Below are 11,755 nucleotides of genomic sequence, written 5' to 3'. Positions count from 1 at the left end.
CTACCGTGGGACACGAGAACCTCCGGGTTGGAGTGGGCCTTCGACAAGCCACATCCCATTCGGGGGTTCTCGTTCGTTCAAGCAGGCTCGCTGCTACCGACCTCATGGCCGGGTACACCTAGGCGGCGGTGCCGTCGGTCCTACGAGGGACCGATGCGCGTGGCCGCGTGCGGCTGGGGCGCGCCATCGGCCCGGGCCTCGTCGGCGCCCCGGTGGGGCAGCACCGCGAGCGCGATGCGGGCCAGGCCGGCAGCCAGGAGACCGGCGCCGAGCATGTGCAGGGCGACGAGGCCCACGGGCAGGTCGAGCCAGTACTGCACCCAGCCGAGCACGCCCTGCAGCACCTCGATGAGGAGCACGATCCCCGTCACGCGCGCCAGCCACCGGTGCCCGCCGCGCAGCGCGGCGACCAGCAGGGCGACCGTGAGCGCGACGAGGACGTAGACCGACGCGGCGTGGACCTGCGACACCGTCGCCGGGTCGAGGCCGTTGCGGGGGGAGTCGGTGTCACCGGCGTGCGGCCCGGCGCCCGTCACGACGGTGCCGAGGTAGAGGACCACCCAGCCGGACGCGAAGGTCGCCCACGCCAGGGCGCGCAGCAGCGGAGGGGCCATCCCGCGCGTGGGACTGCGCAGCTCGTCGACGAGCGCCACGCAGAGCATGATGAGCGCCATCGACAGCAGGAAGTGACCCGCGACGACCCAGGGGTTGAGGTCGGTCAGCACCGTGATGCCGCCGAGCACCGCCTGCAGCGGGATGCCCAGGCCGATCGCGAACGCCAGCCGGGTGGCGCGACGGTGCCGCGCCCCGAGGGCGGCCAGGAAGCACAGCACCGCGACGGCGGCGAGGACGAAGGTCAGCAGCCGGTTGCCGAACTCGATGGCGCCGTGCATCCCCAGCTCGCCGTGCGCGACGTACGACGCGTCGGTGCAGCGCGGCCACGTCGGGCAGCCCAGCCCGGACCCGGTGAGCCGGACGGCGGCCCCGGTGACGACGATGCCGATGTTGGCGAGCAGGTTGGCCACCGCGAGCGGCCAGAGGAACCGCGCGAGGCGGTCGAGCAGGGTGCGTCCCATCATTCCCACCTGAAGGTCTTGGCCGTGAGCAGGGCGCCCACCAGCGCCCACGTGGCGAGCACGAGCAGGGAGCGGCCGTCGATCGAGGCGTGCACGAGGGCGGAGCGCATCGCCTCGCCGAGCGCACCGGACGGCAGCCACTGGATCACCCCGCCCGCGGTGCCGTAGGCACTCGTCGGCAGCACCACGCCACCACCGACCATGAGCAGGAGGTAGACGAGGTTGGCCAGCGCGAGGGTCGCCTCGGCGCGCAGGGCGCCGGCGACGAGGAGCCCGAGGGACGCGAAGGCCGCGGTGCCGAGCCCGACCGCCAGCACCAGGCCGAGCACCGTGCGCGGTGGGTCGGCCGGCGACGGCTCCCAGCCCAGGGCCAGCGCGACGCCGACGAGCACGACGAGCTGCAGGGCGACGACGACGAGCAGGGCCAGCACCTTGCCCAGGAGCAGGCCGTGCCGCGGGAGGGGGGAGGAGCCCAGCAGCTTGATCACGCCGTAGCGACGCTCGAAGCCGGTGGCGATGGCCACGGAGGTGAAGGACGTCGACATGACCGCCAGGGCCAGGACTCCCGGGGTCAGGAGGTCGACCGGGGCGTGCCCCTCGAAGGTGCTGCCGAGCCGACCCGCGGCGGCGACGCCGCCCAGCAGCACGATCACCGGGATGACGATCGCGAGCAGCAGCTGCTCGCCGTTGCGCAGCAGCAGCCGCGCCTCCATGCGGGCCTGCGCCAGCACCATCCGGCGGAGCCCGGACCCGCCCGGAGCGGGCGCGAACGTGCCGGTCGCGCGGGAGTCGACGGTGCTCATGAAGGGGTCCCCGCGGCGCTGTTGGGAGGAGCGGGGCGGGGGAGGAGGACGTCGTGGGGTGTGTCCAGCTCCCGACCGGTGAGCTCGAGGAAGACGTCCTCGAGGGTGCGCTGGCCGAGCGTGAGCGTCTGGGGCAGCACGCCGTGCGTCTCGCACCAGCGCGAGACGCGGCCGAGCGTGGAGGCATCGGCCGGACCGTGGATGAGCATGCTGACCTCGTCGAGCTGGCGCACCTCGGTGAGCGGTCCCAGCTCGGCGCGGAGCGACTCGGGTGCGCCGTCGGGGAACGGCCGATTGACCACCAGGCGGATGGTCGCCGAGCGACCGCCCCGGGTCAGCTCGGCCGGGGTGCCGGAGGCGATCAGCGTGCCGCGGTCGATGATGTGGATGCGGTCGGCGAGGTGCTCGGCCTCGTCCATGTGGTGGGTCGTCAGCACGACGGTGACGCCGTCGGCGCGCACCTCCTCGAGCATCTCCCACGTCGTACGCCTGGCCTGCGGGTCCATGCCGGCCGTGGGCTCGTCCACGAACACCAGCTCCGGACGGCCGACCAGCGCGATCGCGAGGCCGAGCCGCTGCTTCTGCCCGCCCGAGAGACGGCGGTAGGGGGTCCGGCCGCAGTCGGCCAGGCCCAGCCGGTCCACGAGCATCCCCGTGTCCAGCGGGTGCGCGTGCAGCGAGGACATGTGCTCAAGCATCTCCACGGCGCGCACGCCGCTCCAGGCTCCACCGCTCTGCAGCATGACGCCGATGCGCGGGAGCAGGTCCGCACGGTCGCGCCGCGGGTCGAGCCCGAGCACCCGGACGGTGCCCCGCTGCGGCACGCGATAGCCCTCACACGTCTCGAGCGTCGTCGTCTTGCCGGCGCCGTTCGGCCCGAGCACCGCGGTGATCGAGCCCCGCGCCACCTCGAGCGACAACCCGTCGACGGCCACCTTGTCGCCGTACGCCATCACCAGGCCGTCGATCTCGACGGCAGGGGAGGCGGATGGCACGTCCCGATTCTAGGTGCGCCTCCTCCACGGGTGGCTGTCGGTACCCGCGGCTAGCGTGGTCGGCATGACGCGATCCCATGCGATCGAGGCCGAGGGCCTCGTCAAGCACTTCGGTGACACGGTGGCCGTCGACGGGGTGTCCTTCGTCGTGCCCGAAGGCTCGGTGCTCGGCCTGCTCGGGCCCAACGGCGCCGGCAAGACGACCACCGTCCGGATGATGACCACCCTGACCCGCCCGACGGCGGGCACCGGGCGCGTCGCCGGCCACGACATCCTGACCGACCCTGCCGCGGTCCGACGCAGCATGGGCCTGACCGGCCAGGCGGCGACGGTCGACGAGCTCCTGACGGGCCGGGAGAACCTGCGCCTGATCGGCAGCCTCTACGGCCTCGACCCGGCCTACGTCCGGCGGGCCAGCGACGAGCTGCTCGAGCGCTTCTCCCTCACCGACGCGGGCGACCGCACGGCGAAGACGTACTCCGGCGGCATGCGGCGACGGCTCGACCTCGCGGTCAGCCTGATCGCGACACCGCCCGTGCTGTTCCTCGACGAGCCGACGACGGGCCTCGACCCGCGCTCGCGGGTGGAGCTGTGGGAGGTGCTCCGCGAGCTCGTCGCCGACGGCACCACCCTGCTGCTGACCACGCAGTACCTCGAGGAGGCCGACCAGCTCTCCGACAACATCGTGGTCATCGACCGCGGGATGGTCATCGCCGAGGGCACGCCGCTGCAGCTGAAGGACCAGTCCGGGGCCGCCGCGCTCGTCGTCACGGTGTCCTACTCCGGCGACCTCCAGACCGCCGAGGCGCTGCTGCGCCCCCACGTGCGCGAGGTGCACGTCGACGTGGGTGCGCGTCAGCTGACGGCGCCGTCGGAGGGCCTGGCCCACATGACGCGCGTGGCCGGCATCCTCGACGAGAGCGGCATCGTGCTCGACGACATCGGCCTCAAGCGCCCGAGCCTCGACGACGTGTTCCTCCACCTGACCGGGCACCGCGCCGAGCAGGAGCCCGACGCAGGGGTCGAGGACGACCCCACGGACCCCGTGGATCACGCAGACCACGTCGACCAGACCGCAGGAGGCAGGGCCCGATGACCACGCTCGAGCGACCCGAGATCCGCCCCACCGGGCTGCCGGCCCAGTCGTGGGCCATCGCCCGCCGCAACTTCCTCCACATCCGGCGCATGCCCGAGATGCTGATGGACGTGACCATCCAGCCGGTCATGTTCGTGCTGCTGTTCGCCTTCGTCTTCGGCTCGTCGATCGAGGTCGCGACGCCCGCCGGCTACCGCGCCTTCCTGCTCCCGGGGATCATGGCGCAGACCGTCGCCTTCGCCTCGTTCATCGTCGCCGTCGGGCTCACCGCCGACCTCGACAAGGGGATCGTCGACCGCATGCGGTCGCTGCCGATCAACCCGGCGGCCGTGCTGGTGGGCCGCAGCATCTCGAGCCTCGCCCACGCCTCGATCGGCCTCGTCGTCATGTCGCTCACGGGCCTGCTGATCGGCTGGCGCATCCACACCGATGTCTTCCAGGCGGCCCTCGGCTACGTCCTCCTGCTCGGCTGGGGGTTCGCGATGATCTGGGTGGGCATCTGGGTCGGCTCCGCGATGCGCTCGGTCGAGGCGGTCAACGGCGTCATGTTCGCGACGATGTTCCCGATCACCTTCCTGGCCAACACGTTCGCGCCGACCGACCAGATGCCGACGGTCCTGCGATTCATTGCCGAGTGGAACCCGATCTCCTCGCTGACCCAGGCCGTCCGCGTGCTGTGGGGCAACGACCAGCCGCTGGCCGAGGGAGCGGCGTTCCCGATGCACCACCCGATCCCGTTCACGATCGGCTGGATCGTCCTGATCACCGCGGTCGTGGCGCCGCTGGCCATCCGCACCTTCCGCGCCCGCACCGCGGACTGAGCCGGCGGCCGGCCCGACGGTGCGCGGTGGGGCAGGTCACTTAGGCGACCCTTGCTTGAACGGCGGGAAGCAATAACGACACACTGGCGTTGTGGAATTCGTGAGGACGTCGACGGCTCAGCGTGAGGGCGATGCGCCCACGCGCGACCGCGTGGCCCGCACGATCCTCGAGAACGGTCCCTCGACCGCGGCCGACCTGGCCCTCCGCCTCGACCTCACGCCCGCCGCCGTGCGCCGCCACCTCGACCACCTCGCCGACGAGGGGGTCGTGGAGTCGCGTGACCAGAAGGTCTACGGCACCCGCGGACGGGGCCGGCCCGCGAAGGTCTTCGCCCTCACCGAGGCCGGCCGCGACAGCTTCGACCAGCAGTACGACGACCTCGCCGTGCAGGCCATGCGGTTCCTGGCCGAGACGCAGGGCGAGGACGCCGTGGTCGAGTTCGCGCGGCGCCGGGTCGCGTTCGTCGAGCGCGACTACGCCGCCGTCATGGCGGTCGACCCCGACCTGACCCCCGCCGAGGCGCTGGCGCGGGTGTTCACCCAGAACGGCTACGCCGCATCGGTGCGCGAGCTCCCGGTCGTGGGGGAGCAGCTGTGCCAGCAGCACTGCCCGGTCTCCCACGTCGCCCACGAGTTCCCGCAGCTCTGCGAGGCCGAGACCGAGGCGATCGCCTCCGTGCTCGGCACCCACGTCCAGCGGTTGGCGACCATCGCCCACGGCGACGGCGTGTGCACCACGTGCATCCCCCAGACCCCGAAGAAGGAGAAGGCATGACCTCCATCGAAGAACTCAATCCGGAGCTCAAGGGCATCGGCAAGTACGAGTTCGGCTGGTCCGACTCCGACACCGCGGGTGCCACCGCCACGCGCGGCCTCAACGAGGAGGTCGTGCGCGACATCTCCTCGAAGAAGTCCGAGCCGCAGTGGATGCTCGACCTGCGCCTCAAGGGGCTCAAGCTCTTCCACCGCAAGCCGATGCCGACCTGGGGCTCCGACCTGTCGACGATCGACTTCGACAACATCAAGTACTTCGTGCGCTCCTCGGAGAAGCAGGCGACCTCGTGGGACGACCTGCCCGAGGACATCAAGAACACCTACGACAAGCTCGGCATCCCCGAGGCGGAGAAGCAGCGCCTCGTCGCCGGCGTCGCCGCCCAGTACGAGTCCGAGGTCGTCTACCACTCGATCCGCGAGGACCTCGAGGAGAAGGGCGTCATCTTCGTCGACACCGACACCGCGCTGAAGGAGCACGAGGAGCTCTTCAAGGAGTACTTCGGCACCGTCATCCCGGTCGGTGACAACAAGTTCGCCGCGCTCAACACCTCGGTGTGGTCGGGTGGGTCGTTCATCTACGTGCCGAAGGGCGTGCACGTCGACATCCCGCTGCAGGCCTACTTCCGCATCAACACCGAGAACATGGGCCAGTTCGAGCGGACGCTGATCATCGCCGACGAGGACTCCTACGTGCACTACGTGGAGGGCTGCACCGCGCCGATCTACTCCTCGGACTCCCTGCACTCCGCGGTCGTCGAGATCGTCGTCAAGAAGGGCGCCCGCGTCCGCTACACGACCATCCAGAACTGGTCGAACAACGTCTACAACCTCGTCACCAAGCGCGCGACCTGCGAGGCCGGCGCGACGATGGAGTGGGTCGACGGCAACATCGGCTCCAAGGTCACCATGAAGTACCCCGCCGTCTACCTCATGGGCGAGCACGCCAAGGGCGAGACGCTGTCCATCGCGTTCGCCGGCGAGGGCCAGCACCAGGACGCCGGCGCAAAGATGGTGCACGCCGCGCCGCACACCTCGTCGTCCATCCTGAGCAAGTCGGTGGCGCGCGGCGGCGGGCGTACGTCGTACCGCGGGCTCATCCAGGTCAACGAGGGCGCCCACGGCTCGAAGTCCAACGTGCTGTGCGACGCGCTGCTGGTCGACCAGATCAGCCGCAGCGACACCTACCCCTACGTCGACATCCGCGAGGACGACGTGTCCATGGGCCACGAGGCGAGCGTCTCCAAGGTCTCCGACGACCAGCTGTTCTACCTCATGTCGCGCGGCATGGAGGAGGACGAGGCGATGGCGATGATCGTGCGCGGCTTCGTCGAGCCCATCGCCAAGGAACTGCCGATGGAGTACGCCCTCGAGCTCAACCGCCTCATCGAGCTGCAGATGGAGGGCGCGGTCGGCTGATGATCCGGTGCGCACGCGGCGGGAGCGAAGCGACCGCGCGAGGCGCAACGTAAGACATCACCGTCCGTCTGCCAGACCGAGGAACGAAGAAAGAAGAGCCTTGACCGTCACCACTGATTCCGTCCGCTCCGCGCTGGAGCAGGGCCCCGAGCACGGCAAGGTGGAGAGCCACCTCCACCCGGCCGGCTCGTTCGACGTCGCCGACCACGAGGTCCCGACCGGCCGCGAGGAGATCTGGCGCTTCACGCCGCTCAAGCGGCTGAGGGGCCTGCACGCCGACGCCGAGTTCATGCCCTCGGCGACCTCCTGCACCTGGAACACCCCCGAGGGCGTCCGGGTCGAGGGCGTGTCCGGCGACGAGGCCCGCGGGCTGCGAGGCATCTCGGGTCTCGTGCCCAACACGCGCTGGGCCGCACGCGTCCTGGCCGAGGTTCCCTCGAGCCTGCTGATCGACGTCCCTGCCGACACCGAGGTGGCCGAGCCGATCGTCGTCGAGCTCGACGGCACGGACGTCGCCGTGACCGAGGCCGGGCACGTCGCGATGCGGTTCGGTGCGCACAGCAAGGCGGTCGTGGTGCTCAACCACACCGGCTCCTCCAGCATCGCCGCGGTCGTCGAGATCGCCGTCGGTGACGGCGCCGACGTCACGGTGGTCTCGCTGCAGGACTGGGCCGACGACGCCGTGCACCTGTCCCACCACCAGGCCCGCGTCGGTCGCGACGCGACCTACAAGCACGCCGCGATCTCGTTCGGCGGCGACCTGGTCCGGATGGACGCCAACGTGACCTACGACGGCCCCGGCGGCTCCGCCGAGCTGCTCGGCCTCTACTTCGCCGACGCCGGCCAGCACATCGAGCACCGGATCTTCGCCGACCACACCGCTCCGCGCACCAAGTCCCACGCGGTCTACAAGGGCGCGCTGCAGGGCGAGAAGGCCCACACGGTCTGGGTGGGCAACGTGCTGATCCGCAAGGTCGCCGAGGGCATCGAGACCTACGAGGAGAACCGCAACCTCGTCCTGACCGACGGCTGCCAGGCCGACTCGATCCCGAACCTCGAGATCGAGACCGGCGAGATCGAGGGTGCGGGCCACGCCTCGGCCACCGCGCGCTTCGACGACAACCAGCTGTTCTACCTCCAGTCGCGGGGCGTGTCCGAGGCGGAGGCGCAGCGGCTCGTCGTCCACGGCTTCTTCAACGACCTGATCCGCCAGGTCGGCGTGCCGTCCATCGAGGACCGCCTCCTCACCACCGTCGAGGCCGAGCTCGCCAAGAACGTCCTCAAGGACGTCGGCTCGCTCGCCGCTTTCGGGTCGGACGACTGATGGCGTTCGAGCGCGCCTGCGCACTCGACGAGGTCAGGGCCGACCAGGGCCTCGCGGTGACCCTCGGTCGCCACGAGATCGTGGTCGCCCGCAGCGGCGACGAGGTCTTCGCGCTGGACAACGAGTGCAGCCACGCCTCGGTCGCCCTCAGCGAGGGCGAGGTCGCCGGCTGCCAGATCGAGTGCTGGCTGCACGGGTCGATGTTCGACCTCCGCACCGGCAAGCCCACCAACCTCCCCGCGACCGAGCCGGTCGCCACCTTCCCGATCGAGGTACGCGGCACGGACGTGTACGTCGACACCGAGACCACCCTGAACGGAGTCACCCCCGCATGAGCAAGCTCGTCATCACCGACCTCCACGTCACCGTCGACACCGAGGACGGTCCCAAGGAGATCCTCAAGGGCGTCACCCTCACCATCAAGGAGGGCGAGACCCACGCGATCATGGGGCCCAACGGCTCGGGCAAGTCGACGCTCGCCTACTCGATCGCCGGGCACCCGAAGTACACGATCACGGGCGGCTCGGTCACCCTCGACGGCCAGGACGTGCTGTCCCTCTCCGTCGACGAGCGCGCCCGCGCCGGCCTGTTCCTCGCCATGCAGTACCCCGTCGAGGTCCCCGGGGTCTCTGTCTCCAACTTCCTGCGCACCGCCAAGACCGCGATCGACGGCGAGGCCCCCAAGCTCCGCACGTGGGTCAAGGACGTCAACGCCGCGCTCGAGCAGCTCAACCTCGACCCGTCGTTCGGCACGCGCAACGTCAACGAGGGCTTCTCCGGCGGCGAGAAGAAGCGCCACGAGATCGCCCAGCTCGAGCTGCTCGACCCCACGGTCGCCGTGCTCGACGAGACCGACTCGGGCCTCGACATCGACGCGCTCAAGGTCGTCTCCGAGGGCGTCAACCGCTTCCGCCAGCGCGAGGGCAAGGGCGTCCTGCTCATCACCCACTACACCCGCATCCTGCGCTACATCGAGCCCGACTACGTCCACGTCTTCGTCGACGGCAAGGTCGCCGAGTCCGGCGGCAAGGAGCTCGCCGACCAGCTCGAGGCCGAGGGCTACGACAAGTACGTCTCGGCGGTGCGATAAGCGGCACTGGCCTGCGTTGTCGTCGCTCGACGACCCGCTTCGCTCCCAGGTCGCCTTCGCTCCTCCGTCTTGACCAGCACCGCTTCTCCCACCGCCGAAAGGGGTAAGTCATGGAAGGACTGCTTCCGGATCTCGACGTGATCCGCAAGGACTTCCCGATCCTCGAGCGCACGCTCGCGGGCGGAGTGCCGCTGGTCTACCTCGACAGCGCCAACACCTCGCAGAAGCCGCAGGTCGTCATCGACACGATGGTCGACCACCTCGAGCGGCACAACGCCAACATCGCCCGCGCCATGCACCAGCTCGGCGCGGAGTCGACCGAGGCCTACGAGGCCGCGCGCGACCAGGTCGCGGCGTTCCTCAACGCGCCCTCGCGCAACGAGGTGATCTTCACCAAGAACGCCACCGAGGCGCTCAACCTGCTGGCCCGCACGATCGACCTCGGCCCCGGCGACAACGTCGTGATCACCGAGATGGAGCACCACTCCAACATCGTGTCGTGGCAGCTCGCCTGCGAGCGGTCGGGCGCGGAGCTGCGGTGGTTCGGGCTGACCGACGACGGCCGGCTCGACCTGTCGAACGCCGACCAGCTGGTCGACGAGCACACCAAGGTCGTCGCCTTCACCTGGGTGTCCAACATGCTCGGCACGATCAACCCGGTCACCGACCTCGTGGCGCTCGCCCGGGCGGCGGGCGCGTTGTCGGTCATCGACGCCTCGCAGGCGGCGCCGCAGCTGCCCGTCGACGTCCAGGCGACGGGGTGCGACTTCCTGGTCTTCACCGGTCACAAGGTGACCGGCCCGACCGGGATCGGGGTCCTGTGGGGCCGTGAGGAGCTGCTCAACGAGCTGCCTCCCTTCCACGGCGGCGGCGAGATGATCGAGACGGTGACCATGGCGCGGTCGACCTACGCCAAGGCGCCGCACCGCTTCGAGGCCGGCACCCCGCCGATCGTCGAGGCGGTCGGCCTGGGCGCGGCCGTCGACTACCTGCGCCACATCGGTCTCGACGCCATCCATCGCCACGAGCAGGCGATCACGGCGTACGCCCTCGAGGGCCTGCAGTCGGTGCCCGGCCTCACGGTCCTCGGCCCGCTCGACGCCACCGAGCGCGGCGGGGCGATCTCCTTCGAGCTCGCCGGCGTCCACCCGCACGACGTCGCCCAGGTCCTCGACTCGCGCGGCATCGCGATCCGCGCCGGGCACCACTGTGCCAAGCCGGCGCACGCCCGCTACGGCGTGCAGAGCTCGAGCCGGATGTCGTCCTACCTCTACACGACGCCGGCGGAGATCGAGGCGCTGATCGAGGGCCTTCACCACACCCGCAGCTACTTCAAGGTGGACGGATGAGCACCGACCTCGACGCGCTCTACCAGGAGATCATCCTGGACCACTACAAGAACCCGCACCACAAGGGCCTGCGCGACCCGTACGAGTCGGAGGTCCACCACGTCAACCCGACCTGCGGCGACGAGGTGACGCTGCGCGTCCACCTCGCCGACGGCGTGGTGCAGGACGTGTCGTACGACTCCGTCGGCTGCTCGATCTCCCAGGCGTCGGCGTCCGTGCTGACCGACCTGGTGATCGGCAAGCCCGTCGACGAGGCGATGGGCATCCACCAGACCTTCCTCGAGCTCATGCAGGGCAAGGGACAGGTGGAGCCCGACGAGGACGTCCTCGAGGACGGCATCGCGTTCGCCGGTGTCGCCAAGTTCCCCGCGCGCGTGAAGTGCGCGCTGCTCTCCTGGATGGCGTGGAAGGACGCGACCACCCAGGCCCAATCAGAAGGAGCCCCCTCATGACCGACACCCAGGGCATCGACCACGGCGACCTCCCCGACGTGCCCGAGGCCGGGCAGGGCGGTGGCACGTCGACGGTGACCGTCGACGACGTCACCGAGGCGATGAAGGACGTCGTCGACCCCGAGCTCGGGATCAACGTCGTCGACCTCGGCCTCGTCTACGGCGTGCACCTCGACGAGCACAGCAACGCCGTCCTCGACATGACCCTCACCTCGGCGGCCTGCCCGCTGACCGACGTGATCACCGACCAGACCGAGTCGGCCCTCGAGGGCCTCGTCGGCGACGTCGCGATCAACTGGGTCTGGATGCCCCCGTGGGGCCCCGACAAGATCACCGAGGACGGCCGCGAGCAGCTCCGGGCGCTCGGCTTCAACGTCTGAGGCGCGACCGCGCCACCCGCACGAGCGGTGGGTGGGACATGTTCTGGACGCCCGGAACCTGTCCCACTCACCGCTCGTGGCGGTCTCGGGCCGCCCCTCCCTAGGGAGGAACGTCCCCTGTGCCCGGCGCGGCGGCGGGTCTACGGTGCCGAGACGGTGCCGCACCGGGCGGGGCCGAT

At 70.5% G+C, this 11,755-nt stretch carries 13 protein-coding genes; 10 read left to right on the top strand and 3 right to left on the bottom strand.

Annotated features, from left to right (window positions below):
* Nucleotides 1-140: 140 nt before the first annotated feature.
* From NYO98_RS20475 to NYO98_RS20465, 3 genes are read right to left on the bottom strand one after another with little or no spacing between them, the layout of a single operon-like run.
* Nucleotides 141-1,076: a COX15/CtaA family protein gene (locus NYO98_RS20475; RefSeq protein WP_268113716.1), complete on the bottom strand. Its 936-nt coding sequence runs from the start codon at nucleotides 1,074-1,076 to the stop codon at nucleotides 141-143.
* A complete protein-coding gene (locus NYO98_RS20470) occupies nucleotides 1,076-1,879 on the bottom strand; it encodes an ABC transporter permease (RefSeq protein WP_268113715.1) in 804 nt (267 codons plus the stop codon). The genes NYO98_RS20475 and NYO98_RS20470 overlap by 1 nt, the downstream gene beginning before the upstream one ends.
* A complete protein-coding gene (locus NYO98_RS20465; RefSeq protein WP_268113713.1) occupies nucleotides 1,876-2,874 on the bottom strand; it encodes an ABC transporter ATP-binding protein in 999 nt (332 codons plus the stop codon). Before NYO98_RS20465 ends, NYO98_RS20470 begins: the two co-directional genes overlap by 4 nt.
* Nucleotides 2,875-2,938: 64 nt before the next feature.
* Between NYO98_RS20465 and NYO98_RS20460 the strand changes: the two genes are divergently transcribed.
* From NYO98_RS20460 to NYO98_RS20415, 10 genes are all read left to right on the top strand, one after another.
* The gene (locus NYO98_RS20460) at nucleotides 2,939-3,970 is read left to right on the top strand and encodes an ATP-binding cassette domain-containing protein (RefSeq protein WP_268113711.1); all 1,032 of its coding nucleotides are present in this window, start codon (nucleotides 2,939-2,941) and stop codon (nucleotides 3,968-3,970) included.
* Nucleotides 3,967-4,791, top strand: coding sequence for an ABC transporter permease (locus tag NYO98_RS20455; protein WP_268113710.1), 825 nt, complete (start codon nucleotides 3,967-3,969; stop codon nucleotides 4,789-4,791). The genes NYO98_RS20460 and NYO98_RS20455 overlap by 4 nt, the downstream gene beginning before the upstream one ends.
* Before the next feature lie 91 nt (nucleotides 4,792-4,882).
* A complete protein-coding gene (locus NYO98_RS20450; RefSeq protein ID WP_407673961.1) occupies nucleotides 4,883-5,566 on the top strand; it encodes a helix-turn-helix transcriptional regulator in 684 nt (227 codons plus the stop codon).
* Nucleotides 5,563-6,981, top strand: a complete 1,419-nt coding sequence (gene sufB / locus NYO98_RS20445) for a Fe-S cluster assembly protein SufB (RefSeq protein ID WP_268113708.1) — start codon at nucleotides 5,563-5,565, stop codon at nucleotides 6,979-6,981. The genes NYO98_RS20450 and sufB overlap by 4 nt, the downstream gene beginning before the upstream one ends.
* 100 nt (nucleotides 6,982-7,081) lie before the next feature.
* Nucleotides 7,082-8,305, top strand: a complete 1,224-nt coding sequence (sufD, locus tag NYO98_RS20440; protein WP_268113707.1) for a Fe-S cluster assembly protein SufD — start codon at nucleotides 7,082-7,084, stop codon at nucleotides 8,303-8,305.
* A complete protein-coding gene (locus tag NYO98_RS20435) occupies nucleotides 8,305-8,640 on the top strand; it encodes a non-heme iron oxygenase ferredoxin subunit (RefSeq protein ID WP_268113705.1) in 336 nt (111 codons plus the stop codon). The genes sufD and NYO98_RS20435 overlap by 1 nt, the downstream gene beginning before the upstream one ends.
* Nucleotides 8,637-9,395: a Fe-S cluster assembly ATPase SufC gene (sufC, locus tag NYO98_RS20430; protein ID WP_268113704.1), complete on the top strand. Its 759-nt coding sequence runs from the start codon at nucleotides 8,637-8,639 to the stop codon at nucleotides 9,393-9,395. The genes NYO98_RS20435 and sufC overlap by 4 nt, the downstream gene beginning before the upstream one ends.
* 110 nt (nucleotides 9,396-9,505) lie before the next feature.
* Nucleotides 9,506-10,744 (top strand): cysteine desulfurase, encoded by a 1,239-nt coding sequence (locus NYO98_RS20425; RefSeq protein WP_407673960.1) that lies wholly within the window; start codon nucleotides 9,506-9,508, stop codon nucleotides 10,742-10,744.
* Nucleotides 10,741-11,196, top strand: coding sequence for a Fe-S cluster assembly sulfur transfer protein SufU (gene sufU, locus NYO98_RS20420; protein ID WP_268113703.1), 456 nt, complete (start codon nucleotides 10,741-10,743; stop codon nucleotides 11,194-11,196). The genes NYO98_RS20425 and sufU overlap by 4 nt, the downstream gene beginning before the upstream one ends.
* A complete protein-coding gene (locus NYO98_RS20415) occupies nucleotides 11,193-11,576 on the top strand; it encodes a metal-sulfur cluster assembly factor (RefSeq protein WP_268113701.1) in 384 nt (127 codons plus the stop codon). Before sufU ends, NYO98_RS20415 begins: the two co-directional genes overlap by 4 nt.
* Nucleotides 11,577-11,755 lie beyond the last annotated feature (179 nt).

Source organism: Nocardioides pini (assembly GCF_026712185.1).
GTDB classification, from domain to species: domain Bacteria; phylum Actinomycetota; class Actinomycetes; order Propionibacteriales; family Nocardioidaceae; genus Nocardioides; species Nocardioides pini.
Note: the sequence above shows the minus strand (reverse complement) of the source record. Positions and strands in the feature narration are given on the sequence as shown.

What these genes read in the sequence shown, in the direction of transcription:
- sufC (WP_268113704.1), top strand. Translation starts at nt 8,637, where the DNA reads ATGAGCAAGCTCGTCATCACCGACCTCCACGTCACCGTCGACACCGAG.
- NYO98_RS20435 (WP_268113705.1), top strand. Translation starts at nt 8,305, where the DNA reads ATGGCGTTCGAGCGCGCCTGCGCACTCGACGAGGTCAGGGCCGACCAG.
- NYO98_RS20425 (WP_407673960.1), top strand. Translation starts at nt 9,506, where the DNA reads ATGGAAGGACTGCTTCCGGATCTCGACGTGATCCGCAAGGACTTCCCG.
- NYO98_RS20455 (WP_268113710.1), top strand. Translation starts at nt 3,967, where the DNA reads ATGACCACGCTCGAGCGACCCGAGATCCGCCCCACCGGGCTGCCGGCC.
- sufU (WP_268113703.1), top strand. Translation starts at nt 10,741, where the DNA reads ATGAGCACCGACCTCGACGCGCTCTACCAGGAGATCATCCTGGACCAC.
- NYO98_RS20415 (WP_268113701.1), top strand. Translation starts at nt 11,193, where the DNA reads ATGACCGACACCCAGGGCATCGACCACGGCGACCTCCCCGACGTGCCC.
- NYO98_RS20460 (WP_268113711.1), top strand. Translation starts at nt 2,939, where the DNA reads ATGACGCGATCCCATGCGATCGAGGCCGAGGGCCTCGTCAAGCACTTC.
- sufB (WP_268113708.1), top strand. Translation starts at nt 5,563, where the DNA reads ATGACCTCCATCGAAGAACTCAATCCGGAGCTCAAGGGCATCGGCAAG.
- NYO98_RS20470 (WP_268113715.1), bottom strand. Translation starts at nt 1,879, where the DNA reads ATGAGCACCGTCGACTCCCGCGCGACCGGCACGTTCGCGCCCGCTCCG.
- NYO98_RS20475 (WP_268113716.1), bottom strand. Translation starts at nt 1,076, where the DNA reads ATGGGACGCACCCTGCTCGACCGCCTCGCGCGGTTCCTCTGGCCGCTC.